Here is a 22732-nt window from a genome sequence, read left to right as displayed (position 1 = left end):
TGCCTGACCGCGGTCCCCGCCGTGGGCTTACCAACAAGGCGACACCGGCACCTGATAGAACGCCGCAAGAAGACGTAAGCTCTTGACGACGCCCGGTGTCGAGCGGATGGGGTCCTGTTATGTGACCGTAAACTGCCCCATCATGCCCGCATCCTCGTGTTCGAGGATGTGGCGGTGATACATGAATGGTGTCTCTTCCGAAGCCAGCTTGTCGAACCTCAGCAGGATTCCGGTCGGACCCTGCACACGGACAACATCTTTCCAACCGATCTGCGCCGAGTCGACCGGCCGTCCGTTCTGACTCACGCCTCACGATAATTGTCACACGCCTCAACGCCCTCTGCGACCACGTCGAGAAGTGCGTCCACATCGCTCAGAAGAACCGTGATGCGCGGGCTGCTGATACGGTAGCGGATGAAACGCCCATCGCGATCGCTGGCGACAAGCCCGCACTCCAGCAGGCACCTCAGATGGTTGGAGACGTTGGGTTGCGATAGTTCCGTCCGCTCGACGAGCTCGTGAACGGCCAATGGCTCGTTGCAAAGTGCACCGAGGATGGCCAGGCGGCTCGGGTCCGCGAAGCCGCGGAACAGCTTCGCCCGTCGCTCGATGGTTGCGCTCTTGCGGTCATCGACCAATTGCGCCATATCACTCCTCGCTGATATGTTGTTCTTCGATTCATCCTAGCAGGAATAGCGCGACCATGGCCAACACCGAAAATGCCGGATCGACGGCAGATGTCCCGCCCGTCCGTTACCGGGTTTCCGGTATGGATTGCGCCAAGGATGCCGCGCAGATCGAGCGGGCGGCACAGGCAGCCGGGGTCGCGCCCGGCGATGTGAAAGTGTCGGCCGCGACGCACATCATGACACTGACTGCACCCGAAGTGCGCCTGCCGGACATCGAAAAGGCAGTCGCGGTGACAGGCTATGGCTTCGACCGGATCGAGGGCGATGAAGACATTCCGCCGAATCCTGCCCATCAGGACCCGGCCTACCGCCGTGCCCTCTGGATCGTCGTGATCCTGAACGTGGGATACGGGGTCCTCGAAATGATCGGCGGTTTCATTTCCGGATCGCAGGCCGTGAAGGCCGATGCGCTCGATTTCATCGGCGATGGCGCGATCACCTTCCTCGGCCTGCTGGCCATCGGCTGGAGCCTCGCTTGGCGGGCACGGTCGGCTCTGATCCAGGGCATCTTCCTCGGGCTCCTCGGTCTTGGCGTCCTCGGCACGACCATCGTCCGGGTCTTCGAACAGACGACGCCGGATGCAGGTCTCATGGGCCTGCTCGGTATGATCGCCCTTGTCGTGAACGTCGTCTCCGTTCTGCCGCTGCTGCGATTCCGCAAGGGCGACGCGAACATGCGGGCTGTCTGGCTGTTCTCGCGCAACGACGCTATCGGCAATGCGGCGGTCGTCATCGCCGCCGGTCTCGTGGCGTGGCTGGGCAGCGCGTGGCCCGACCTTATCGTCGCCTTCGGTATCGCCGGACTGTTCCTGCACTCCGCTTGGGCCATCATCCGCGACGCGCGGGGCGATCTGAAGGCGACGGCATGAACGGTCGCGTTCTCGGTGGGCTCTGCGCAATCGCAGCGCTCGGTCTCGATCAGGGCACCAAGGCGCTCGCCCTGACCACACCGGCGCTCGAGAGCGGGGTCGAGGTTTTACCCTTTCTTAACCTCGTGCGGGTTCTGAACGATGGGGTCAGCTTCGGTATGCTCGGCGGGTTCGTACCGTGGTGGGGTCTCATCGCGCTTGCTGGCGTGATCGTGGCATGGCTATTGATCTGGTTATGGCGCGCGCCGGACAGGCTGACAGCTGCCGCTCTCGGTCTGATCATCGGCGGCGCACTCGGCAATATTCTTGACCGCGTACGCTATCAGGCCGTTCCTGACTTTCTCGACTTCCATTACGGATCATACCACTGGCCGTCCTTCAATCTCGCGGACGTAACGATTTTCTGCGGCGCAGCCCTGCTGTTCTGGGACAGCTTCCGCTCTGCGAAGGACAAGCCTGGTCAGAGTGAACGCAAGGAAAACACAACGGGGGTGTAACCCATGTTCGGCATACCATCTGCGAAAGGCTTTGACAGCACACTCGCCCTGCTGCGCAACCCATATGGGTTCATCTCGGAGACCTGCCGCGCACTCGACACAGACCTGTTCGAAACCCGCATCCTCCTTCAAGAGACGATCTGCATGACCGGCGCGGCGGCAGCGGAAGTTTTCTATTCCGAGGATAAACTGATCCGCGCGGGCTCGATGCCGGGCCGCATACAGAAGACCCTGCTGGGCGAAGGCGGCGTTCAGGGATTGGACGGCGCTGCCCACCAGCACCGCAAGAAGATGTTCATGTCACTCATGGGGACCGAGCGGATCGCCGCGCTTCAGGGCACGTCGCTTCACATGTTGGACAAATATGCGCCGGACTGGGAGGCGAGGAACGAGGTCGTCCTCTATGACGAAGTGCGCGAAATGCTCACAAGAGCTGTCTGCGCCTGGGCCAGGGTGCCGCTTGATGAAGCTGAGGTGGCGACCCGAAGGGCGCAGCTTACAGCGCTTTTTCAGGACGCCGGGGCCCTTGGCCCCAAACACTGGCGCGCGCGTCTGGCGCGCCACCGCCTGGAAAAATGGGCAGCACGGCTAATCCAACAGGTCCGCGATGGTGAGCTTCAGCCGACGCAGGAAAGTGCCCTTCATATCATCGCGACATGGCGCGATCTCGATGGGGAGTTGTTGACCCCCAGGGTGGCCGCCGTAGAGCTGTTGAATGTCCTGCGCCCGACCGTCGCGGTATCCGTGTTCATAGTTCAGGCGGCGCATGCTTTACATCGGCATCCCGAGTGGCGGCAAAAGCTGAAGGACGACGAGGGACAGCTCGAACCTTTCGTGCAAGAGGTCCGCCGTCTGTATCCGTTCTTTCCCGCGGTTGCGGCACGGGTGAAGAGCGATTTCGAGTGGCGCGGATATCGCTTTCCCAAAGGGTACAGGGTTCTGCTCGACCTCTACGGCACGAATACCGACGCTCGTTCGTGGGACGCGCCGCAAGAGTTCCGGCCCGAGCGGTTTCACGATCGGGAGGTCACTCCCTACGAGTTCATTCCGCAGGGCGGTGGCGATCACCACAGGAACCACCGTTGTCCGGGCGAGTGGATCGCGATCAGCCAGATGAAGGCGTTTTGCAGTTTCTTCGTGAACGCCATCGACTACGAAGTGCCGGATCAGGATCTGGATCTGGATCTGGAAACCGGAGAACTGCCGCCCATGCCCAAATCTCGGTTCATCATGCGTAACGTCAGGCCTCGGCAGTAGCTTCGCCCTCGTCCGGATCGACCGACCGCGCATCCTTCGTGGCCTCGAACGCCTCCCATGTGGATAGCAGGTGCGCAGCTACAGCCCACATTCCTCATGGCCCCAGTTGAGGTCGTAGCGACCTATGAGCTCTACAACATCAACCAGACTCGGCTCGAGAACCTCATCCACCGAATTTTCGGAAACGCTCAGCTCAATATCGAGATTGCCGATCGGTTCGGAAGACCCGTAACTCCGCGCGAATGGTTCCTAGTGCCGCTCTTCGTGATTGATGAGGCCGTTCAGAAGATTAAAGACGGAACGATCACAGAATTTCGCTATGATCCAGGGAAGGCCAGTCTCGTCCTGCGGCCAGACAAATAAAGCCTACAGACATCTGTCTCCCAAGGCGGCATAAATTCTGAAGTCACATCGCCGGTTTGGATTATAAAACTCGTTGACCAGCCGCTGCCCTTGCCCTGCCTGCTAAATCGCAGGCAGGGCGCAACCTACAGCATGGCAGTCCGCACATAGTGCCCAAATTAGAAAACCCGCCGCGAACGCGACGGGCTTTCTGCAGATCTTACGACGATGAGGGAAGGCAGATGCCCGCGAACCTCAAAGCCTTACCTGATCTAGATAGGTCACTATGGTCTTCTGGTCAATATCACTATACCGCAACGTCCCATGCAGACACGATTTTCGAACCAGCTGATTTTTGAGCTTGAGGCCGTGCTGTCACCTCCCCGGTTCAGCACCTATCTGCGTGAAACCGCGGGCGATCGTCAGAGGGCGATGGATCTCTACTGCTGGAACACCGATGTGTCTGCCGCTTTTTACGTCATGCTACAGTACTGCGAGCTGTCGATCCGAAACGGAGCAGTCGAGGCGATTGAGGCGGTTTTTGGAGGCAACTGGCATCTTAACCGCGGTTTCGTCTACACGCTCCCAGCACCAACGAGGGGCTACAGGCCCAGAGAAGATCTGACAGACTGCGCAGCGAAGCTTCCCACAGCGGGAAAGGTCGTCGCCGAGCTGAAGTTCGCCTTTTGGCGCTTCCTGTTCTTGAAAGGCCAGCAGCCTCGGATCTGGGATCCCCACCTCGCGGCGACATTTCCGGGATATGACAAAGCACTGACGCTGTCAGAAGCCCGCGCCAGATTGTTCGATGACATCGACGAGGTCCGGAAGCTGAGAAACCGGATCGCGCATCACGAGCCCATCTTCGCTCGAAATCTGCATGAAGATCACCAGCGCATTCGCAGGATCATAGAATGGCGCCGTCCAGACGTGGCCGCCTGGCTGGACAGCACGCAGCAGGTCACGGCTCTCCTCTCCCGTCGGCCTTGAACAGATAGAGCACTGAGCAGGTGAAATCATTCCTGCTCAGCGGCAATCGGCAGATCCATATCGACATCGGCCACCGGCTTCAGCAGCCCGGCATCCTGCAGCGCCTCGATATCGGGCAGATCGCGCAGGGTCTCCAACCCGAACTGCACCAGGAAACCCGGCGTGGTGACGTAAGTATAGGGCGCGCCCGGTTCCGGGCTGCGCGGACCACGGGCGATCAAGTTTTGACGGTGCAGACGTGCAATCAGATCGCGGCTCACCTCTCGACCCATCAACCGCGCGATCGCACCACGGGTCACCGGCTGCATATAGGCAATGATGGTCAAGACGAGGGCCTCGTTCGGGGTTAAATCGCGACCCCCTTCCCCCTCCTTGCGGGCAGCGCGGATCGCCGCCGCGTGTTGCGGTTTGGTGCGAAACTGCCAACCTCCCGCAATACGCGCGATCTCGTAAGGCCTACCCGCCAGTTCAGCAGAAATATCCTCGATCAGGAGATCAAGCGCACAGTCCCGGCCCACCACACGCGTCAGCACCTCCCGGCCCATGGGCTCCGAGGCGGCGAACAGCACGGCCTCGACCCGCGCCATCCACTCCCGCCAGCGCAAGGCCTGTGGCAGATCGGCAAGTTCGGTGTCCAGCGGCTCAGATGATTTCGGGGCCATGGTCATAACCCATACAGCCGGAACGTCGGGCGGCCGGTCAGCTCGCGCACCAGCCCGAGCGATGTCAGCCTGCCGAGCAAGCGCCGCGCCGCACGATCACTGGCATCCTTCCCCGCCTGTGCCGCCAGCGCATCCTCGGACTGAAGGGCGGTGATGATAGCGGCCGTGTCCTTTCCTGGCCGCCGCAGGTTTGCCGCGCGCAAGGCATCGGCACGGCGGGCCAGATCGACGTGGAGATCAATAGCCGCAACCGCTCCCCTGCCCCAGGCGCTCGCGCAGGCAGCAAGCCACGCCTCGCCCTCTAGACGAAAAGCCGAACGCGGCAGATGGGGCGCGAGCAACGGCACAGGACGATCCTGTCCAAGCGCCCGGGCCAAAGCCGCATCCGCCAGCCAGAGGGCGAGACCGCGATAGGCCGGGCCCAGGGCAAGAACCTCCCTGGCCGCCTGAGCCGCAAAGCGCAGCGGATGGGCGCGACCAACAAACCGCGCTCCAAGGTCCTGCAAGAGCACTGATACCGGCTCGGGCGACAGATCAAAGAAGCCGGGCAGCCGCGCCGGCCATTCTGCCGAGCGCAGGGCCCGCGCCTCGCCCAAAGCACGCCAGCCGATCAGCATCCGCCCGGCCGGACCTGGGTCATCGCCAGATTTACAAAAAGCCAGGGCATCGCGTAATTCGGCTTCCCCTTCCCGGCGACCCTCAAACCCTGAGATCGCCGCAGCAGCGGTAAGCGCCAACCGCTTGCGCCAGAGCATCCCAACGACATCATCAGAACGCACGAAGGGATCCAAAGTGGCGAGCGCTGCTCCGGAAAAAAACATTGCAATTTCAGGATTATCGCGGCCCACGGCGTGCCGTATCCATCGCGGCACGGCCGGAGGGATTGGGGCAGGCGGGGGAGATTTCACGGCACGGGACATGCGGAGAGGCTAGCAAGTAGCGGCGCTTTATACCAGTATAATTCGATTTATCCGCCGCGCTTGTCACGCGTGTATAATGTCCAATAAGTTTGCATTATCGGACGTGCCGGGAGTATGCTCGACGGTATGACCGAAACGCCCGAGAAATCGCCTTCAGAACCCCCGGAACGTCCCGATCGCCATGAGCGGGACGACAGCGCTGATACGGAGCGCGACACGATCGCCCTGCCCTCCCATGTCGCTGGCTCGGGCACGCTCGACCGCCTGGTCGAAACGGCGCGTGACTATGCGCGTCAGGCGGCGTCGGAGAACACGCTGAAGGCCTACACCAAGGATTGGGCCCACTTCGCGCGCTGGTGCCGGATGCGTGGCGCGGACCCTCTCCCCTCGTCGTCCCAGCTGATCGGCCTCTACATCGCCGATCTGGCAGCGCCGAGCGGCAAAGCACCTGCCCTCTCGGCCTCCTCTATAGAACGGCGGCTGTCTGGCCTGACCTGGGGCTATGCGCAGCGCGGAGAGCGGCTCGACCGCAAAGATCGGCACATTGCCAGCGTCCTGGCTGGCATCCGCCGCAAGCACGCAGGGCCACCAGCACAGAAAGAGGCCATTCTGCCGGAAGACCTGCGCGACATGCTGGCAACCCTCCCCCACGATTTGCGCGGCCTGCGCGACCGGGCGATCCTGCTGATCGGCTTTGCTGGTGGCCTGCGTCGGTCCGAAATTGTCAGCCTCGACCACGGCAAGGATGACACGCCTGACTCCGGCGGCTGGGTCGAGATCTTGGAGGACGGCGTGCTCCTCACCCTGCGCGGCAAGACCGGTTGGCGCGAGGTCGAAATCGCCCGCGGCTCATCAGATCAGACCTGCCCGGTCCATGCCCTGACGCAGTGGCTGCATTACGCAAGGATCGACTTCGGCCCGATCTTCGTCGCCACGTCACGCAACGGCCTGAAAGCTACGAGCGAGCGGTTGTCGGACAAGCACGTCGCCCGGCTGATCAAGTCCTGCGCCCGCGAGGCCGGGCTACGCCCTGATCTGCCTGAAGCCGAGCGCGTGCGGCTGTTCTCGGGCCATTCCCTGCGCGCAGGCCTTGCCAGCAGCGCGGAAGTTGATGAGCGCTACGTTCAAAAGCAGCTTGGTCATGCCAGCGCAGAGATGACCCGCCGATACCAGCGACGCGGCGACAGGTTCCGGGTGAACCTGACCAAGGCCGCAGGCCTGTGAGCCCCCTGCCCTTCCGTCGAGCCTTTGCTGAAATGCCAAGCTCCAACCAGACCGCTCAGGTTTCAGCTAACCGCTTCAATTGAAATCGGGAACCAAACGCGACAGGGGTTGATGATGCGAAGCTGGCCTTCCACCAGCAGGCCATCTTGCATGTCCTCGCTCCACAGCGTGGTGCAGCCCGCTACCAAAGCGCTGGCCACGATCATGGCGTCGTAGATCGAGAAGCCGTAGCGTTCCGCCAAGGCGCGGCCGACGTCGTGGGTCTGAATGGTCAGGTCTTCGACGGGGCACAAGGCACGAATGCCCTCAAGAAACGCCCCTGCTTCCTCCCAGCTCAGGCCAGCCTTGCGGCGACAGTTCACCAGCGTCTCGTTCAGGACCTGAACGCTGATCCGGCGACCCTGCCCCAGGATAACCTCGGCGCGATCGGCTTTCGGGCCATCGTCGAGCAGGTAAAGAACGACATTCGTATCCGCGAACTCAGCGCTCATGCGCGTCGTCGCGGCTCAGGCGTGCCGCAGCGGGCAGCTTGCCCCGGAAGCGGCGCAGCCCCGTCAGCACCTCATCCGCGCGCGCCAGACGACGGACTCTGACCTGGCCGTCGTCCTTGACCAGATCGATCTGATCGCCTTCCTTGAGGCCAAGTTCCCGGACAAGCTCAGCGGGCAAGCGGATGGCAAGCGAGTTGCCCCATTTTGCGACCTGCATCGTAGCCTCTTGCGTGGATATACGATCAGTAATGTATATCATGCGGGTTGCATGAGCAAGCCTGTCCACGAGCCCGGGCTACTCTTGTGCGTCACGCAGTGGCTGACACCAGATTTAGAAAGTGCTTGCACGAATCTGGTCGGTCAGGCAATAGTCTCGAAAAATAACGCGCGGTTACATAAAAATCGCGCCCACGGATCGAGCGGGGCATGACCGAGATAGACAAAGACCTGGACGTCGCCATTGGCCACTACGCCGAACTCTTGGCTTCGAACCTGCATGCACAACGTGCAGCGCACTTCCCGCCCGACGCGAAGAAGGTGATGCGCAGCTTGACGAGCGGTGAGGCGGCCGAGTTGCTCGGTGTCGATCATACCTATCTTCGCAAACTTCATCGGGAAGGCAAGATCACCGACGTTGAGACGACGGCCGGTAGCCATCGCCGCTACACCCTCGACGATGTCTGGGAGATCAGACAAAGCCTTGAGGCCAACGCCAAGAAGCCGGGAACGTACGTGCCGGGCCGTCGTAGGGGCGACGATCTGCAAGTCATTTCCGTTGTGAATTTCAAGGGTGGAAGCGGCAAGACCACCACATCAGCGCACCTTGCGCAGAGACTCGCGTTCAAGGGTTATCGTGTGCTGGCCATTGATCTGGATCCGCAGGCGTCGTTGTCCGCCTTGCATGGGATCCAGCCTGAACTGGACCTCATGGAAGGCGGGACGCTGTACGACGCAGTCCGGTATGACGACCCTGTTCCGGTTTCCGAGGTCATCAGGAAGACCTACATCCGTGGCCTGGATCTCATTCCGGGCAATCTCGAGCTCATGGAGTTCGAGCACGAGACCCCGGCCGCGATCCAGCGTGGCGGCGCCCGCGCTTTCTTCGCGAGAGTCCGAGACGCCCTCGACAGCGTCGAAAGTGACTACGATGTCGTCGTGATCGACTGCCCTCCGCAACTGGGCTTCCTGACCATGTCTGCCCTTTCCGCGTCCTCGGGCGTCCTGGTGACGGTCCACCCGCAGATGCTTGACCTCATGTCCATGTCGCAGTTCCTGCGGATGACGGCCGACCTGCTGGGCGTGATCCGCGATGCAGGCGCCAACCTGCGGTTCGATTGGCTCCGGTTCCTGCCGACCCGCTACAAGGTGGGCGACGCCCCGCAAACCGAGGTGATCGCCTTCATCCGCGGGCTCTTCGGGCGTTCGGTGCTGACCAACCACATGGTCGAGTCGACGGCGATATCGGATGCAGGGCTGACCAAGCAGACCTTGTATGAGGCGGACAAGAAGGACTTCACGCGCCAGACCTTCGACCGCGCCATCGAGTCCATGAATGCCGTCAACGACGAGATCGCTGCGATCATCCAAAGCACGTGGGGACGCAATGGCAAGAAAGCCTAAACTGGGACTGCCCTTGCAGACCTTGCGCAATGCCCCCGATGCTCTTGAGGGGCGCAGGCTGCGGGGCGGCGTGTTCGAGATCGAGCCTGACCATGTCGAGACCGTGGGCAGGCTGGATGACCGTCTTCAAATCGAGATTGCGGGGCTGAAGGCATCGATCTCCAGAAGTGGCCAACGGGTGCCGATCCTCGTGCGACCTCTCGAAGGGGATCGCTACAGCCTGATCTACGGGCGGCGTCGGCTTGAAGCCTGCCGGGATCTCGGGATCAAGGTCCGTGCGATCGTCACCGAAATGGACGGGGATCAGGCGCTTCGGGATCAGCTGCTCGAGAACCAAGAACGCCGCGACCTGAGCTTCATCGAACGTGCCTTGGTGGCGGCAGCCTTGCTCAATGGCGATCACCTGGGAGAGGCGGAACGCACCAACAAGGGCGTGGCAGAGGTTCTAGGTCTTACCGAAGCTGGTGTGTCGCAGCTGTTAAGCGTCGTCCGCGCGGTTGGCGAGAGCCTCGTCCTAGCGATAGGTGCTGCGCCAGGTATCGGCCGGCCTCGTTGGGAGGAACTCAAGAAGTCACTGGGCGATGCATCTGTGGACCGCGAGAACCTCGCTGCAGTAGCGGCAGAGACCAGGTCCTCTCACTCCGGTGGACCTGACGAAAAGTCGGACGCCGCGTTCCTGGCCGTCCTCGCCGCAGTGGTGCAGGCAGAGCGGCCGACCCGCCCATCAAGCCCCCGAGAGGCACCTAGTGTGGCCATTCCGGGTGTCGGGGCTGCAACCATCGCGACAGGGCGCCGCGGCCGACAGTTCAAGCTCGAGCTGAAGGCCGAGGACAGAGATTTTGTCAGCTGGCTTGAGGGCAAGGCCCCGCAGCTGATCGCCGAGCTTCACGAGCGCTGGAAGCGCAAGGAAGACTGAGGAAGAGCAACAACCAAAAAGGAGGCACGAGACAGGCAGAAAAGAAAAAGGCCCCGAGAAGCAAGCTTCACGAGACCTTTCTTAGGTTTCGCACGGGACCAGCCCGCTACAAAACTCAGTTTTCGCACCTCTGAATGTAGCGATCTGGCCCCTTTCCCGCAAGCGCAAAGCGATTCGCGGGCCAGGGAAATTTTGCCTTCGTGAATGACATCATGGAGTACACACCGGTTTCGCCGTTTATGCGGCCGATTTCGCACGCCCATCTGCGCGTGGTCGAGCGGCCTGAGGTATCTGTTCCGGGTAAGCCCATCAACAAGTGGGAACTCCTTCGCGAGCTGTCCAAGGCGCAGGCCGCCTTTGGGGTTTCCGAGCGCGATCTGACCGTTCTGCAGGGGCTTCTCAGCTTCTTTCCGGATGATGCGCTCGGCGGGAACGCAGAAATGGTCGTCTTCCCGTCCAACAAGGCGATCTGCGAGCGGCTGAACGGCATGCCCTGCTCTACGATGCGGAGGCACATTGTCCGTCTGGTGGACGCTGGCTTGCTCATGCGACGCGATAGTCCCAACGGGAAGAGGTATGTCCGCAAACATGGCGAAGAGCGCGTGGCCTTCGGCTTCGATCTCTCGCCACTCTACTGCCGGTCCGAAGAGGTGGCACGGGCCGCAGAGGCCGTGCGTGAGGCCGAGGATCGTGTGCGTCGGCTGCGGGAGGTCGTGAGCCTCATGCGGCGCGATCTCGCTGCCCTCGCAGAGTTTGGAGAGGAGCTCCAGCCAGGCCTTGGTCTCTGGGACCAGCTACGCGACAAGGCCGTCCTCACGGCGCGCGCCCTGCGTCGCAAGCTAGCGCTCGAGGAGCTATCGGCATACCGAGCAGACCTCGAAGCCCTTCTTGAGCACGCTCGGAACGTCATTGATGGTCCTGAAACGGAAGAAATGAACACCAATGATGTCCGTTTTGAGCGCCACCATCATAATTCAAATAAAGAATCTATAGATTTTGAACCTGCCTTAGAAAAAGGCGGGGCGACGGCCGGCGCGCCGTATGCTGAAACGGATGCGCCTGCGGCTGACGCGGAAGAAGCGGAAGAAGCGGACACAAGACGTGTGCCAAAGATCCCTCTCCATCTGGTCATCGCTGGCTGTCGGTCGCTGAAAACCTTCTACCAGGGCGACATCAGGCACTGGCATCAGCTTTTCGACGCGGCTTGTCATGTGCGGCCGGCCATGGGGATCAGTGCTTCCGCTTGGGAAGAAGCGCAACGGTTCATGGGCCCCGAGCAGGCATCGATCGTTGTTGTCGCCATGCTGGAACGCTTTGCCGACATCAGATCGCCCGGTGGCTACCTCCGTGCGCTGACATCGAAGGCTGCGGCCGGTGAGTTCTCTTGCGGACCGATGATCATGGCGCTGATGTCCCGGCGGAATGCTGCATAACAGCTGTTAAGTCTTTTGGAGCGATCATCAAGTTCGGCGCGACTTTACAGCTGTTAAGTCACGCGGCGATGGGTCGGTAGCCGACGAGAGGGAAAGGTTGGGGGTTTGAGGGGTGACGGGAAGTGAGATCGGGAGAGTGGCTTCCGGCGCCCGTCGTGGAGAAGATCTGATGGCGAAAGTGGCCCAGAACATCGTCCTGTCCCCGTCGCGGGACATTCCCTTCAACAAGCTCGTGCTGAGCCAGTCCAACGTGCGGCGCATCAAGGCCGGCGTCTCGGTCGAGGAACTGGCCGAGGACATCGCGCGTCGCGGCCTGCTGCAGGGGTTGAACGTGCGGCCCATTCTTGATGCCGAAGGTGTCGAGACCGGCATGTTCGAGATCCCCGCCGGTGGTCGGCGCTTCCAGGCGCTGTCTTTGCTGGTGAAGCAGAAGCGGCTGGCAAAGACCGCGCCGATCCCCTGCATCGTGCGGGATGCGGCGTCGGAGATCTTGGCGGAGGATGACTCGCTTGCGGAGAACATGCAGCGCGTTGCCCTGCACCCGCTCGACCAGTTCCGCGCCTTCCAGGCCCTGCGCGAGAAGAGTCAGGGCGAGGAAGCGATCGCGGCGGCCTTCTTCGTCACGCCCCAGATCGTGAAGCAGCGCCTAAAATTGGCCTCTGTGGCCCCTGCCCTGCTCGAGGTCTATGCCGAGGATGGCATGATGCTGGAACAGCTGATGGCGTTCACGGTGAACCCGGATCATGCGCGCCAGGAACAGGTCTGGGATGCGGTGAAGAACTCCTGGAACAAGGAACCCTACGCCATCCGCCGCATGCTCACCGAGACCTCGGTCCGGGCGTCCGATCGTCGCGCAGTCTTCGTCGGTGTCGATGCCTATGAGGCGGCGGGCGGTATAGTGCTGCGCGATCTCTTCCAAGGCGATGACGGCGGTTGGCTGGAGGACCCCGCCCTGCTTGATCGGCTGGTCGCTGAGAAGCTCCAGGCCGAAGCCGAGGCGCTGGCCATCGAGGGCTGGAAGTGGATCGAGGTCGCGACCGACCTGCCCTACGGCTACAGCAACGGTCTGCGGCGTCTGGTTGGTGATCCGGCACCGATGACCGACGAGGAAAGCGCGGCCCACGCTTCTCTCCTCGCTGAGTATCGTGCGTTGGAAGAGGAATACTCCGGCCAGGAGGAATACCCCGAGGAGATCGACGCTCGGCTCGGTCAGCTGGAAATGGCGATGAAAGCGCTCGAGCAGCGGCCGCTGATCTACGATCTGGCCGAGGTCGCGAGCGCGGGCGTCTTCGTGACGCTGGATCGGGATGGCAGTCTCGCGATCTATCGCGGGTACGTTCGGCCAGAGGACGAGCCGCACGAGGAGACCGCGGTCCAGGATGGCGATGGTGTGGATGGCATGGGGCAGGGGGGTGATGTCGGCGGTTCCAGCTGGAAACCGTCGGCGATCTCCGCTGGCGGCACCGTCATCACCTCGGGCGGTCAGCCGATTGGTGCGGATGCGTCCGAGGAGGAGGACGACGGAGCGCTGAAGCCGCTGCCCGAACGGCTGGTCATGGAACTGACGGCCCATCGGACCCTTGCGCTGCGCGAAGCCATCGGGCGGTCGCCGGACGTTGCGCTGACGCTCCTGCTCCTGAAACTGGTGACGGACACCTTCCGCACCTCCTCGGCTTCGGGCAGCTGTCTCGAGGCCTCCGTACGCCATGTCTACATGTCGGCGCAGGCGCCTGACCTGAAGGACAGCGTGGTGGCCAAGCTGGTCGACGAGCGCCACGCGGCCTGGGAGGTCGATCTGCCCCTCGGAGACGATGCCGCACTCTGGGACTATCTGACGGTCCTCGACCAGAGCAGCCGTCTGGCTCTCTTGGCGCATTGCCTCAGCTTTGGGATCAACGCGCTCCATGAGAAGGTGAACCCCTATGGGGCGGGCATCTCGGCCAGCGGTTTGACCCGCCGCATGGCCCACGCCGATCTGGTGGCCCGTGCTGTCGATCTCGACATGGTCGAAGCGGGCTGGGAGCCGACGGTCGATGGCTACCTCCACCGTGTGCCCAAGGCCCGGATCCTCGAGGCCGTGCGCGAAGCGAAGGGGGCGGGGACTGCGCAGCTTCTCGATCACCTGAAGAAGGGCGAGATGGCCACCGAGGCCGAGCGGCTTCTCAAAGGCAGCGGCTGGTTGCCAGAGGTCCTGCGTCGGCCTGATCTGGCGGCGCGCGACGGCGAGGAACTCGCGGAAGGGCAGGGGGAAGATGCGGGCGAGCCCGAAGACATCGATCTCCCGGCTTTCCTGACGGCCGATTTGCCGGAGAGTTCCGCGTCGATGATGGCCGCAGAGTGATCTGAGCCATCCGGGGGTGGGGAAACCCGCCCTCATTCCAACAAAATACAGCAATATCAATATGATGAATGCGAACACTCGCATTCGGGATGAGGAATCATGTCTGCAACAACCATCATCGACACAGCCCCCCTCGGGGCACTGATCTGCTACACCGACGGCAGTCCCAAGCCACCGGCACGCTTCACCAAGAAGCTGGCAGCCTGGGAGCGTTCGAACGGCGTCGGCCGTCTCGTGAAGAAAGAGCCGCCCCGGGTCTATCCGACCTGGACCGCTCCAGCTTCCTTTACGCTGCATGAAGGGAACTTTTCTTCGGACGGGGTGATCCTCGTAACCATCATGCGCAGCCATTCGGTGGACAGCCGTCTGATCTTCGAGGTGGCCGAGGTACCGAAGGCCGGGCAGGTGCGTGTGCTCCTCGACTTCGGGGGCAACACTGAATTGCTGCATCTGGCGGAGTCCGTCACCGCGGCCGAGCTATGGATTGCGCGGGAGGGCTATCGCAACGCGCGGCTCGAGATCGTCGGTGCCGAGGACGGCGATAGGGCAGGGGAGGCGGACATGGCTGCCTGAGCCCTGCTAAGGCGTGAGGGGCCTGCCGAAGGATCGGGCCTCTCACCAAACACACCCTCGTCCCGCGATGGCGCGGGGCGCCAAAGGATCCATCCCCCAATACGGAGGTCTTCAACCACGAGCCTGCCCGGGAGGCTGGCGGCGTTCCAAGCATCAGCGGGACAACCGGCTCCTGACGTTGGGGCACCATCCCCCGCTCGCCATTCCCTTCCTTGCCCCGAATCCTGTCTTCGAGATCAACCCGCGAGGGGTCGGACTACGGGCGAGCCCGTGCCGCCGGGTGGATTCGGGCAAGCCGAACGCACCCGGTGATGTCAGCCAGTCTTCGGGCCTGCGGGGTCCTGTCGCGCGGGGGATGGTCCCCCGCCTCCAAGACAGGAGCCAAACAGATGTCCCGCAAAGATGCACACGCCTTCGCCGCCTCCCTCGCCGCCACACTCATGGTCTCGATCGTCGTCTTCCAGGCCGGAGATGGAACCTTCGGCGCCGTCCCCGCCGATGAAATCGACGGCGACGAGGTCGTGATCGTTTCGGAATACGATCCCTTTGGGTGAGGCTTCGGCCTCACTTCCCGAGGGCTCGCGCGCGGCGCTGGAAAGCGCTCGCCGCTATCTGCGCAGGGCCGCGCAGATGGATCGGTGTTGGTGGCAACGGAAATCAACAGTCACCTCCCTTCCCGAAACATTGACAAAACTAGAATAGTAGTTATTATTGCGCAATGACCACTATCAGCCCCAACGCACGCGCCCTTGCCGCTCTCGGCCATGATGCCCGCCTCGCGATCTTTCGCCTGCTGGTGAAGGCTGGGGATGACGGGCTGCGCGTGAGCGATATTGGTGAGCACCTGGGGCTTGCCCCGTCGACCCTGGCGCATCACCTCTCGACGCTGGTCGATGCGGGGTTGGTGCTGCAGGACAAGCAGGGCCGTGAGGTGTTTAACCGAGTTGATTTCCCCGCGATGCATCGCCTTGTCGGCTTCCTGACGTCCGAATGCTGCGCTGGCGTTGCAGTCCGCTCATCGGAGGATGCGGCGTGAGCCTTGCGAATCTTTTTTCTTGCCTAAAAACAACTGCAAATCCGGAGATTTGGTGATGACTGACACAATCTTCCCGAGACCTGGCTTCCAGTCCACGCTGCGCCATCTATGGCAGGAGCAGCGGGTCTGGCTCGCCTCGGCTTTGATCCTTGGCGTGCTGGCGGTCTTCGACACGCCCCTGGCCACGGACAGCGCTCTGTTCGCGGGGACGGCACTCCTGAACACGGCGCCGTTTCTGATCCTGTCGATCACTATTGCCGCGTGGGCCAATGCGACGGGGGCTGACAACCTGATCGCCAAGGCCTTCACCGGCGCGCCGATCCTGATGATCGGGCTGGGTGCACTGGCAGGGGGCATCTCGCCTTTCTGCTCCTGCGGAGTGATCCCGTTGATCGCCGCACTTCTGGCGATGGGCGTGCCGCTGTCAGCAGTCATGGCCTTTTGGCTGGCCTCGCCAATCATGGACCCGTCGATGTTCGTGCTGACAGCGGGCGTGCTGGGCCTTGAGTTCGCGGTGGCCAAGACGCTCGCTGCCCTCGGGCTGGGCGTGTTCGGCGGCACCGTGGTGCACCTGATTATGAAGAGCGGCGCCTTTGCCGATCCGCTGCGCGATGGCATCGGCAACGGCGGCTGCGGTGGCGCGAAGATCCGCGCGCCGAAGCCAGTGGTCTGGCGGTTCTGGGCCGACACCGACCGGCGGGCGAAATTCGGCAAAACGGCGCTGACCACGACACTGTTCCTCGCCAAATGGCTTACGCTGGCCTTCATCCTGGAGAGCCTCATGCTGGCATGGATTCCGGCGGAGACCGTAACCGCGGCGCTCGGGGGCGAGGGCCTCATGCCCATTGTGACCGCAACGCTTGTCGGTGTCCCCGCATACCTCAACGGCTACGCCGCGCTGCCGCTGGTCGGTGGGCTGATCGAGCAGGGCATGGCGCCCGGGGCAGGCATGGCATTCCTCGTCGCGGGTGGCGTCACCTCGATCCCGGCGGCCATGGCGGTCTGGGCGCTGGCGCGGCCACAGGTCTTTGCAGTCTATATCGGCTTATCTCTTACTGGTGCCTTCGCATCGGGGCTGCTGTTCCAGCTCTGGACGCAGGTGGCATGAACACCAGCAGCGAGGCGCGTTGTCTCGCCGCTCCCTTCCAGCTCGAAGCTCCATCATGATCCCAAGACTGTCGCCGGCGCGGCGAGGACTGATTGTCGCTGCTCTCGGCTCGTCCCTCACCGTCAGCTGGGCTTCCAGCTACTACATCCCCGCCGTTCTGGCTGTGCCCATGGCTGAGGACCTTGGCCTCTCGCCGGTCTGGGTGTTTGGTGCGTTTTCCATGGCGATGGTGGTTTCCGCCATGGTCGGGCCCTGGGCCGGGGCGCGGATCGACGGCTTTGGCGGGCGCGGAGTCCTGATGCTGTCGAACCTCGTCTTCGCGGCTGGCCTCGGCCTTCTTGCTGTGGCGCCCTCACCGCTGGTGCTGTTCGCGGGCTGGGCGGTCATCGGTCTTGGCATGGGGATCGGGCTTTACGAGGCGGGGTTTGCCACGCTGGCCGGTATCTACGGCAAGGAGGCCCGCGGCCCGATCACCGGGATCACCCTCATCGCCGGGTTCGCGAGCACGGTGGGTTGGCCATTGTCGGGGCTGATGCTGGCAACGTGGGGCTGGCGCGAGGCCTGTATCGGCTGGGCGCTGATCCATCTGGCCGTGGCCTTGCCGCTGAATGCGTGGCTGCCGAAGGGCACCGAAACGGTAACCGCAAATTCAACACCGATCGAGGACGGCCCGCCACTGTCGCGCCTTGCACTCTGGTTGCTGGCCTTCGTCTTCGCCGCGACCTGGTTCAATTCGACGGCGATGGCCGCGCATCTCCCGGGGCTTTTGCAGTCGGCAGGGGCCAGCACGGCCGTGGCCATCGCGGCAGGTGCGCTGATCGGCCCGGCACAGGTCGCGGCCCGGGTGCTGGAATTCGGGCTGTTGCGCCGGTTCCATCCCCTTGCATCCGCCCGGCTGGCCGCGGCGGCGCATCCGGTGGCGGCGGTGGCACTTGTGGGCTTTGGCGCGCCTGCGGCCTATGCCTTCACGCTTCTGCACGGGGCCGGGAACGGGATCCTGACCATTGCCAAGGGCACCTTGCCGCTCGCTCTGTTTGGACCCTCCGGATATGGCGCGCGGCTGGGGTGGCTGAATGCTCCGGCTCGTATCTTTCAGGCGGCAGCGCCGCTGGTTTTCGGCGCGGCCCTTGCCGCTTGGGGGCTGAATGCGATCTGGCTGACCGCCGGTGTTGGTGTGCTGACGACGATTGCGCTGTTCGTACTCAGACGGACCTGAGCCGACGGGCGGCCAGCCAACTGGCGAATGCCATGAGGCCTGCCGTGGCGAGACAAAGTGGCAGCCCGCCGAATTGATAGCTTAGGCCGGACAAAAGCGTGCCGATCAGCCGACCTGCCGCATTCGCCATGTAGTAGAAGCCCACATCCCGCGTGATCCGCTCTGCCGATCCAAAGGCCAAGATGAGGTAAGAATGCACCGACGAATTGACGGCGAAAACAAAGCCGAAGACCAGAAGGCCAGCGATGAGCGTTGCCGTCAACCATTCCGCCGGCTCGCCCGCGGCCCATGCGGCTCCGGCCAGCAGGAACGGGATCGGCACCAGAACCCTCGCCCAGAGAATGGCCTTGCGGGTGGTCTCTGCCTCGGGCTGGCCCTTGGCGCCGAGCAGCCGGGGCGCAAAGGCCTGCACCGCGCCATAGGCGATGATCCAGAGCGCGAGGAAACTGCCGATCAGGAAGAACGCCTCACGCCGCCCCTCGGCTGTCCCGTCCGACAAGACTGCTTGGAAATAGACCGGGATGCCGACCACGAACCACACGTCGCGCGCGCCGAACAGGAACATCCGCGCCAGCGAAAGCCGGTTCACACGCGGATCCTTTGACCGCCAGCCACCCCAGGCCTCTTCGGATTTCATGCGCCCCGGCAGGCCCGCGGGCAGGAATAGGACGACAGCGATCAGGATCGCTGTCAGCACGGCCGCCATGCCCCAGACGGCCGCCTGAAACCCCGCCAGCGCGAGCAGCGCCGCGCCGAGGAAGAAGCCCAGCCCCTTTACCGCGTTCTTCGACCCTGTAAGGAGCGCCACCCAGCGGAACAATCCGCCGTCCTCCTTGGGGGCCAGAAGCTTGACAGCGGATTTCGAGGACATCTTGGCCAGGTCCTTGGCCACGCCCGAGACCCCCTGCACCGCCATCACGAAGGCGACCGAGGCGGCGACTCCCCAGGACGGATCAAGCTGCGCCAGTGCCACCAGCGCGCCGATCTGTAGCGCGAGACCGCCATAGAGCGTCGTGGCCAACCCGAAACGGGCGGCCAGCCATCCGGCGGCGAGATTGGTGACGATGCCGGCAACCTCATACAGCAGGAACAGCCACGCAAGCTGGATGGGCGTGAAGCCGAGGCTGTTGAAGTGCAACAGCACCAGCATCCGCAGCGCACCGTCCGACAGCATGAAGGCCCAATAGGCCGCCGTCACGGCGGCATAGGCCCGGAGCGGGTTTGGCGGCGGGGCAGCAGGACTTGCGGTATCAGTCACAGCGAACCCGCAACCATCCGCGCAATATCTGCCAGCCGGCAGGCATAGCCCCATTCATTGTCATACCAGGCGTAGATCTTCACTTGTGTGCCGTTGATGACCATGGTCGACGGCCCATCAACGATGGACGAGCGCGGATCGTTGGTGAAGTCGCAGGAGACGAGGGGCCGGGTCTCGAAGCCAAGGATTCCTTTAAGCGGTCCCTCTGCAGCGGCGGCGAACAGCGCGTTCACCTCCTCGGCCGTGGTCGCACGCTCCACCTCGAACACGCAGTCGGTGAGAGAGGCATTGAGGAGCGGCACTCGCACCGCGTGGCCGTTCAGGCGTCCCTTGAGTTCGGGATAGATCAGGGTGATCGCCGTGGCGGATCCCGTCGTTGTCGGGATCAGGTTCATCAAGGCAGACCGAGCGCGGCGCATGTCCTTTGCCGGACGGTCCACGATGGTCTGCGTGTTGGTCACATCATGGATCGTGGTGATCGACCCGTGCCGGATGCCGAGCGCCTCGTGGATCACCTTCACCACCGGGGCGAGGCAATTGGTGGTGCAGGAGGCCGCCGTCACCAGCGCCTGTGAGCCATCGTAGAGGTGATGGTTGACGCCATAGACCAGGTTCAGCGCACCGCCATCCTTGACCGGGGCCGAAACTACAACCTTCTTCACCCCCGCGGCGTAGTAGGGTGCAACCTTTGTGGCGGTCTTGAAGACACCCGTGCAGTCGATCACCAGATCGACGCCCAGTTCAGCCAGAGGCAGCGCTTCGATCGTCCTTTCATGCGTCAGTCGGACGGTCTGGCCATTCAGGACCAGCGCGCCATCGCCCGCAGCGACCGGCGTGCGCCAACGTCCGTGAACGGAGTCGAACTCCATCAACAGCGCGTGCTGTTCGGCATCGCCGACGGGATCGTTCAAGAGGACGATCTCGCCCACGGCACCGGTGTCGATCAGATCGCGGAGGACAAGTTTTCCGATGCGGCCAAGGCCGTTCAGGGCAATACGTGTCATGGGGATCAAGTCTTTGCTTGCGGGTCAGAGCCGATCGCATCGACCCGGGATTGCAGGGACATCCGGCTGAGCGATTCGAACGGCAACTCGACGAAAGCCGTGATCCGCCGGCGCAGCGCGGCATAGGTCTGGGCGAAGACCAGCGCCTTCTCGGCATCGGTTCCGATGGCCTTCACCGGGTCGGGTAGTCCCCAGTGACCGGTGATTGGTTGGCCGGGCCAGGGCGGGCATTCTTCAGCCGCCGCCGTGTCGCAGACGGTGAACACGAAATCCATGACGATGGACCCGGGCTGCTGGAACTCCGAGAGGTGCTTGGACCGCAAGCCAGAGATGTCGTGGCCGTTGCGCTTCAGGATTTCCAGCGCTAAGGGGTTCAACTCGGTGTTGGGACGCGTGCCTGCGGAGAATGCCTGGAACTTGCCCTTGCCCAGATCGCGCAGGAGTGCTTCGGCAAAGATCGAGCGGGCAGAATTGCCTGAGCAGATGAAGAGCACGTCGAAGTCGGTATCGGGAAGTGTCCGGTCCATTTGAACGGTGTCCTTTGGGGCGGAGAGCAGGGGGGCAAGGAGGTCGGGCCGGGCGCGGCCCACGTCGAGGGCGAGGTAGCCGATCAACCCCTCGGTCGTGTCGAGATCGACGGCGTAGTAAAGCGACCGGCCGACCCGTGTGACCTGAACAAGACCAGACGCCGTCAGGTCGGCGAGATGATGCGACAGCGTGTTCTGTTTCATCCCGAGCGCTTCGGCGATCTCGGTCGGGCGAACGCCCTGCGGTGCAAAGCGCATCAGAAGGCGGAATACGGCCATCCGGCCGGGATGTCCGAGCGTGGCGAAGGCATGAATGGCGCGGCTTTGTTCCATATTTCCCGATTATAGGAAATAAATGGAGCCGTCCAATGAAGGTTTCATGACACCGGACGTGCATGCACCTGAGTTGCTTGATCCAGATCACGGCACATCACGCCCGCGTATGCGCAGATGCGCATGAAGTGGAGCACCGCAAATGATACTAGCCGTTCTGTCCGCCCTTGCCGAACCGACCCGTCTTGAAGCCATGCGCCTTCTGGCGGACGGGTCGGAGCATTGCGTCTGCGAGCTGATGCGGAAGCTGGGTGCAACCCAAAGCCGGATGTCGCGGCACATGCTGGTGCTGAAGCAGGCTGGGTTGGTGCTGGACCGGCGCGACGCGCAATGGGTGCGCTACCGGATCAACCCGGACCTGCCGCTGGCACTCGCCCGCCTTGTTGACGCTGCCCTCGAGCGGCCGATCATGGTTACGGAGCGGGCGGCATGAGCGTGTTCGGCTGGCTGAACGACCAGCTGCTGCGGATGACCTGGCTCAACGATCTGGTGGGCGCGGGCGTGGCGGCCATCGGGCTCGACCCTGCCTCGCGGATCGGCGGGTCAGTGCAGTTCTTCGTCTATGACGTGATCAAGATCTTCATCCTGCTCTCGGTGCTGATCTTCGCCATCTCCTATGTCCAAAGCCATTTCCCACCGGAACGCACCCGCGCCATGCTGGGCGGACGATCCGGCCTAGGCGCCAATACGCTCGCGGCCCTTCTGGGCACGCTGACGCCATTCTGTTCCTGCTCGTCGATCCCGCTCTTCATCGGGTTCACTGCCGCTGGCCTGCCGCTGGCGGTGACGTTCTCCTTCCTTATCTCCTCGCCGCTGGTGGATCTGGCCTCGGTGATCCTGCTGGCCTCGATCTTCAGCTGGCCCATTGCGCTGGCCTATGTCGTTGTCGGGCTGGTGGTGGCCATCGTCGGTGGCACGGTGATCGGGCGGCTGGGGATGGAGGATCAGGTGGCGGCCTTCGTCCGCACTGTGCCCGTGACCGGCGAGGCCGCGACGATGACGCGGGCCGAACGGCTGGCCTATGCCAAGGATCAGGTTGTCGAGATCGTCCACCGGGTCTGGCCCTATGTGCTGATCGGCGTGGGTATCGGGGCGGCGATCCACAACTGGGTGCCGGCCGAGGTGATCTCGGCCCTCTTGGGGCAGGACAAGTGGTGGTCGGTCCCGGTGGCGGTGCTGGTGGGCATTCCGATGTATGCCGACATCTTCGGCACCCTGCCGATTGCCGAGGCGCTGGTGGGCAAGGGAGTGGGCCTTGGCACGGTGCTGGCCTTCATGATGGCGGTGACGGCGCTGTCTCTGCCCTCGCTCATCATGCTCAAGCGTGTGGTGAAGATGCCGCTCCTGGTCACCTTCACCGGTGTCGTGTCCCTTGGCATCCTGTCCATCGGGCTGATCTTCAACGCGATTTCCAACTGGTTCATCTGAG

26 protein-coding genes are annotated in these 22732 nt (G+C 63.0%); 17 read left to right on the top strand and 9 right to left on the bottom strand.

Going from position 1 to position 22732, the window contains the following annotated elements; genetic code table 11:
- Positions 1–117: 117 nt before the first annotated feature.
- Together CN97_RS18050 and CN97_RS18045 are read right to left on the bottom strand one after the other, a co-directional pair.
- Positions 118–306: a multicopper oxidase domain-containing protein gene (locus CN97_RS18050; RefSeq protein WP_035714453.1), complete on the bottom strand. Its 189-nt coding sequence runs from the start codon at positions 304–306 to the stop codon at positions 118–120.
- The gene (locus CN97_RS18045; protein ID WP_035714448.1) at positions 303–647 is read right to left on the bottom strand and encodes an ArsR/SmtB family transcription factor; all 345 of its coding nucleotides are present in this window, start codon (positions 645–647) and stop codon (positions 303–305) included. The genes CN97_RS18050 and CN97_RS18045 overlap by 4 nt, the downstream gene beginning before the upstream one ends.
- Positions 648–703: 56 nt before the next feature.
- Here CN97_RS18045 and CN97_RS18040 point away from each other — a divergent pair, with 56 nt between their 5' ends.
- From CN97_RS18040 to CN97_RS18020, 5 genes are all read left to right on the top strand, one after another.
- A complete protein-coding gene (locus CN97_RS18040) occupies positions 704–1558 on the top strand; it encodes a cation transporter (RefSeq protein WP_035714447.1) in 855 nt (284 codons plus the stop codon).
- On the top strand, positions 1555–2055 hold the full coding sequence (gene lspA, locus CN97_RS18035; RefSeq protein ID WP_035714444.1) for a signal peptidase II: 501 nt from the start codon (positions 1555–1557) through the stop codon (positions 2053–2055). Before CN97_RS18040 ends, lspA begins: the two co-directional genes overlap by 4 nt.
- A 144-nt stretch (positions 2056–2199) precedes the next feature.
- Positions 2200–3312 carry a cytochrome P450 gene (locus CN97_RS18030; RefSeq protein WP_248700123.1) on the top strand — a complete coding sequence of 371 codons (1113 nt, stop codon included), beginning with the start codon at positions 2200–2202 and terminating at the stop codon, positions 3310–3312.
- A 57-nt stretch (positions 3313–3369) separates the two neighbouring features.
- The gene (locus tag CN97_RS18025) at positions 3370–3675 is read left to right on the top strand and encodes a GIY-YIG nuclease family protein (protein ID WP_084684252.1); all 306 of its coding nucleotides are present in this window, start codon (positions 3370–3372) and stop codon (positions 3673–3675) included.
- Positions 3676–3978: 303 nt separating this feature from the next.
- Positions 3979–4641 carry a hypothetical protein gene (locus CN97_RS18020; protein WP_035714437.1) on the top strand — a complete coding sequence of 221 codons (663 nt, stop codon included), beginning with the start codon at positions 3979–3981 and terminating at the stop codon, positions 4639–4641.
- A gap of 26 nt (positions 4642–4667) precedes the next feature.
- Here the strand turns inward: CN97_RS18020 and scpB are convergent, their stop codons facing one another.
- Positions 4668–5303 (bottom strand): SMC-Scp complex subunit ScpB, encoded by a 636-nt coding sequence (gene scpB, locus CN97_RS18015; protein ID WP_211253711.1) that lies wholly within the window; start codon positions 5301–5303, stop codon positions 4668–4670.
- Positions 5304–5305: 2 nt separating this feature from the next.
- A complete protein-coding gene (locus tag CN97_RS18010) occupies positions 5306–6124 on the bottom strand; it encodes a DUF1403 family protein (protein ID WP_051911420.1) in 819 nt (272 codons plus the stop codon).
- Between the two features lie 225 nt (positions 6125–6349).
- On the opposite strand from CN97_RS18010, the gene CN97_RS18005 reads away from it, so the two are divergent.
- Positions 6350–7447: a tyrosine-type recombinase/integrase gene (locus tag CN97_RS18005; protein WP_407059741.1), complete on the top strand. Its 1098-nt coding sequence runs from the start codon at positions 6350–6352 to the stop codon at positions 7445–7447.
- A gap of 62 nt (positions 7448–7509) precedes the next feature.
- Here the strand turns inward: CN97_RS18005 and CN97_RS18000 are convergent, their stop codons facing one another.
- Positions 7510–7938 carry a PIN domain-containing protein gene (locus tag CN97_RS18000; protein ID WP_035714426.1) on the bottom strand — a complete coding sequence of 143 codons (429 nt, stop codon included), beginning with the start codon at positions 7936–7938 and terminating at the stop codon, positions 7510–7512.
- A complete protein-coding gene (locus tag CN97_RS17995) occupies positions 7928–8155 on the bottom strand; it encodes an AbrB/MazE/SpoVT family DNA-binding domain-containing protein (protein ID WP_035714424.1) in 228 nt (75 codons plus the stop codon). Before CN97_RS17995 ends, CN97_RS18000 begins: the two co-directional genes overlap by 11 nt.
- Positions 8156–8364: 209 nt before the next feature.
- Between CN97_RS17995 and repA the strand changes: the two genes are divergently transcribed.
- The 9 genes from repA (at position 8365) to CN97_RS17955 (ending at position 18181) form a co-directional block, all read left to right on the top strand.
- Positions 8365–9558, top strand: coding sequence for a plasmid partitioning protein RepA (gene repA / locus CN97_RS17990; protein WP_035714420.1), 1194 nt, complete (start codon positions 8365–8367; stop codon positions 9556–9558).
- A complete protein-coding gene (repB, locus tag CN97_RS17985; RefSeq protein WP_035714418.1) occupies positions 9542–10474 on the top strand; it encodes a plasmid partitioning protein RepB in 933 nt (310 codons plus the stop codon). Before repA ends, repB begins: the two co-directional genes overlap by 17 nt.
- Before the next feature lie 212 nt (positions 10475–10686).
- On the top strand, positions 10687–11907 hold the full coding sequence (gene repC / locus CN97_RS17980) for a plasmid replication protein RepC (RefSeq protein ID WP_035714467.1): 1221 nt from the start codon (positions 10687–10689) through the stop codon (positions 11905–11907).
- 169 nt (positions 11908–12076) lie between these two features.
- Positions 12077–14248: a ParB/RepB/Spo0J family partition protein gene (locus CN97_RS17975; protein WP_035714416.1), complete on the top strand. Its 2172-nt coding sequence runs from the start codon at positions 12077–12079 to the stop codon at positions 14246–14248.
- A gap of 99 nt (positions 14249–14347) precedes the next feature.
- Positions 14348–14821 (top strand): hypothetical protein, encoded by a 474-nt coding sequence (locus CN97_RS17970; protein WP_035714414.1) that lies wholly within the window; start codon positions 14348–14350, stop codon positions 14819–14821.
- A 389-nt stretch (positions 14822–15210) separates the two neighbouring features.
- Positions 15211–15375 carry a hypothetical protein gene (locus CN97_RS20995; protein ID WP_007803240.1) on the top strand — a complete coding sequence of 55 codons (165 nt, stop codon included), beginning with the start codon at positions 15211–15213 and terminating at the stop codon, positions 15373–15375.
- A gap of 164 nt (positions 15376–15539) precedes the next feature.
- Positions 15540–15857, top strand: coding sequence for an ArsR/SmtB family transcription factor (locus CN97_RS17965; protein WP_035714411.1), 318 nt, complete (start codon positions 15540–15542; stop codon positions 15855–15857).
- Positions 15858–15912: 55 nt separating this feature from the next.
- Positions 15913–16965 (top strand): permease, encoded by a 1053-nt coding sequence (locus CN97_RS17960; protein WP_176414895.1) that lies wholly within the window; start codon positions 15913–15915, stop codon positions 16963–16965.
- A gap of 55 nt (positions 16966–17020) precedes the next feature.
- Complete coding sequence (locus CN97_RS17955; RefSeq protein ID WP_084684251.1) at positions 17021–18181, top strand: MFS transporter; 1161 nt, start codon at positions 17021–17023, stop codon at positions 18179–18181.
- Here the strand turns inward: CN97_RS17955 and arsJ are convergent.
- From arsJ to CN97_RS17940, 3 genes are all read right to left on the bottom strand, one after another.
- On the bottom strand, positions 18168–19355 hold the full coding sequence (gene arsJ, locus CN97_RS17950) for an organoarsenical effux MFS transporter ArsJ (RefSeq protein WP_248700124.1): 1188 nt from the start codon (positions 19353–19355) through the stop codon (positions 18168–18170). The genes CN97_RS17955 and arsJ overlap by 14 nt on opposite strands.
- An 80-nt stretch (positions 19356–19435) precedes the next feature.
- Positions 19436–20443, bottom strand: coding sequence for an ArsJ-associated glyceraldehyde-3-phosphate dehydrogenase (locus tag CN97_RS17945; RefSeq protein WP_035714407.1), 1008 nt, complete (start codon positions 20441–20443; stop codon positions 19436–19438).
- A 5-nt stretch (positions 20444–20448) separates the two neighbouring features.
- Positions 20449–21303 carry a metalloregulator ArsR/SmtB family transcription factor gene (locus CN97_RS17940; protein ID WP_035714404.1) on the bottom strand — a complete coding sequence of 285 codons (855 nt, stop codon included), beginning with the start codon at positions 21301–21303 and terminating at the stop codon, positions 20449–20451.
- 142 nt (positions 21304–21445) lie between these two features.
- Here CN97_RS17940 and CN97_RS17935 point away from each other — a divergent pair, with 142 nt between their 5' ends.
- Positions 21446–21736, top strand: coding sequence for an ArsR/SmtB family transcription factor (locus tag CN97_RS17935; RefSeq protein WP_035714403.1), 291 nt, complete (start codon positions 21446–21448; stop codon positions 21734–21736).
- On the top strand, positions 21733–22731 hold the full coding sequence (locus tag CN97_RS17930) for a permease (protein WP_035714400.1): 999 nt from the start codon (positions 21733–21735) through the stop codon (positions 22729–22731). Before CN97_RS17935 ends, CN97_RS17930 begins: the two co-directional genes overlap by 4 nt.
- Position 22732: the final 1 nt, after the last annotated feature.

Origin of the sequence: Haematobacter massiliensis, assembly GCF_000740795.1 — a bacterium.
In the GTDB taxonomy this organism is placed as follows: Bacteria; Pseudomonadota; Alphaproteobacteria; order Rhodobacterales; family Rhodobacteraceae; genus Haematobacter; species Haematobacter massiliensis.
The sequence above is the reverse complement of the archived record's forward strand: the minus strand, read 5'-3'. Positions and strand labels throughout refer to the sequence as shown.

Coding starts and splice junctions, on each gene's coding strand:
- CN97_RS18045 (WP_035714448.1), bottom strand. CDS start 647: ATGGCGCAATTGGTCGATGACCGCAAGAGCGCAACCATCGAGCGACGG.
- CN97_RS18040 (WP_035714447.1), top strand. CDS start 704: ATGGCCAACACCGAAAATGCCGGATCGACGGCAGATGTCCCGCCCGTC.
- lspA (WP_035714444.1), top strand. CDS start 1,555: ATGAACGGTCGCGTTCTCGGTGGGCTCTGCGCAATCGCAGCGCTCGGT.
- CN97_RS18030 (WP_248700123.1), top strand. CDS start 2,200: ATGACCGGCGCGGCGGCAGCGGAAGTTTTCTATTCCGAGGATAAACTG.
- CN97_RS18025 (WP_084684252.1), top strand. CDS start 3,370: ATGTGGATAGCAGGTGCGCAGCTACAGCCCACATTCCTCATGGCCCCA.
- CN97_RS18020 (WP_035714437.1), top strand. CDS start 3,979: ATGCAGACACGATTTTCGAACCAGCTGATTTTTGAGCTTGAGGCCGTG.
- scpB (WP_211253711.1), bottom strand. CDS start 5,303: ATGGCCCCGAAATCATCTGAGCCGCTGGACACCGAACTTGCCGATCTG.
- CN97_RS18010 (WP_051911420.1), bottom strand. CDS start 6,124: ATGTTTTTTTCCGGAGCAGCGCTCGCCACTTTGGATCCCTTCGTGCGT.
- CN97_RS18005 (WP_407059741.1), top strand. CDS start 6,350: ATGACCGAAACGCCCGAGAAATCGCCTTCAGAACCCCCGGAACGTCCC.
- CN97_RS18000 (WP_035714426.1), bottom strand. CDS start 7,938: ATGAGCGCTGAGTTCGCGGATACGAATGTCGTTCTTTACCTGCTCGAC.
- CN97_RS17995 (WP_035714424.1), bottom strand. CDS start 8,155: ATGCAGGTCGCAAAATGGGGCAACTCGCTTGCCATCCGCTTGCCCGCT.
- repA (WP_035714420.1), top strand. CDS start 8,365: ATGACCGAGATAGACAAAGACCTGGACGTCGCCATTGGCCACTACGCC.
- repB (WP_035714418.1), top strand. CDS start 9,542: ATGGCAAGAAAGCCTAAACTGGGACTGCCCTTGCAGACCTTGCGCAAT.
- repC (WP_035714467.1), top strand. CDS start 10,687: ATGGAGTACACACCGGTTTCGCCGTTTATGCGGCCGATTTCGCACGCC.
- CN97_RS17975 (WP_035714416.1), top strand. CDS start 12,077: ATGGCGAAAGTGGCCCAGAACATCGTCCTGTCCCCGTCGCGGGACATT.
- CN97_RS17970 (WP_035714414.1), top strand. CDS start 14,348: ATGTCTGCAACAACCATCATCGACACAGCCCCCCTCGGGGCACTGATC.
- CN97_RS20995 (WP_007803240.1), top strand. CDS start 15,211: ATGTCCCGCAAAGATGCACACGCCTTCGCCGCCTCCCTCGCCGCCACA.
- CN97_RS17965 (WP_035714411.1), top strand. CDS start 15,540: ATGACCACTATCAGCCCCAACGCACGCGCCCTTGCCGCTCTCGGCCAT.
- CN97_RS17960 (WP_176414895.1), top strand. CDS start 15,913: ATGACTGACACAATCTTCCCGAGACCTGGCTTCCAGTCCACGCTGCGC.
- CN97_RS17955 (WP_084684251.1), top strand. CDS start 17,021: ATGATCCCAAGACTGTCGCCGGCGCGGCGAGGACTGATTGTCGCTGCT.
- arsJ (WP_248700124.1), bottom strand. CDS start 19,355: ATGCTGTCGGACGGTGCGCTGCGGATGCTGGTGCTGTTGCACTTCAAC.
- CN97_RS17945 (WP_035714407.1), bottom strand. CDS start 20,443: ATGACACGTATTGCCCTGAACGGCCTTGGCCGCATCGGAAAACTTGTC.
- CN97_RS17940 (WP_035714404.1), bottom strand. CDS start 21,303: ATGGAACAAAGCCGCGCCATTCATGCCTTCGCCACGCTCGGACATCCC.
- CN97_RS17935 (WP_035714403.1), top strand. CDS start 21,446: ATGATACTAGCCGTTCTGTCCGCCCTTGCCGAACCGACCCGTCTTGAA.
- CN97_RS17930 (WP_035714400.1), top strand. CDS start 21,733: ATGAGCGTGTTCGGCTGGCTGAACGACCAGCTGCTGCGGATGACCTGG.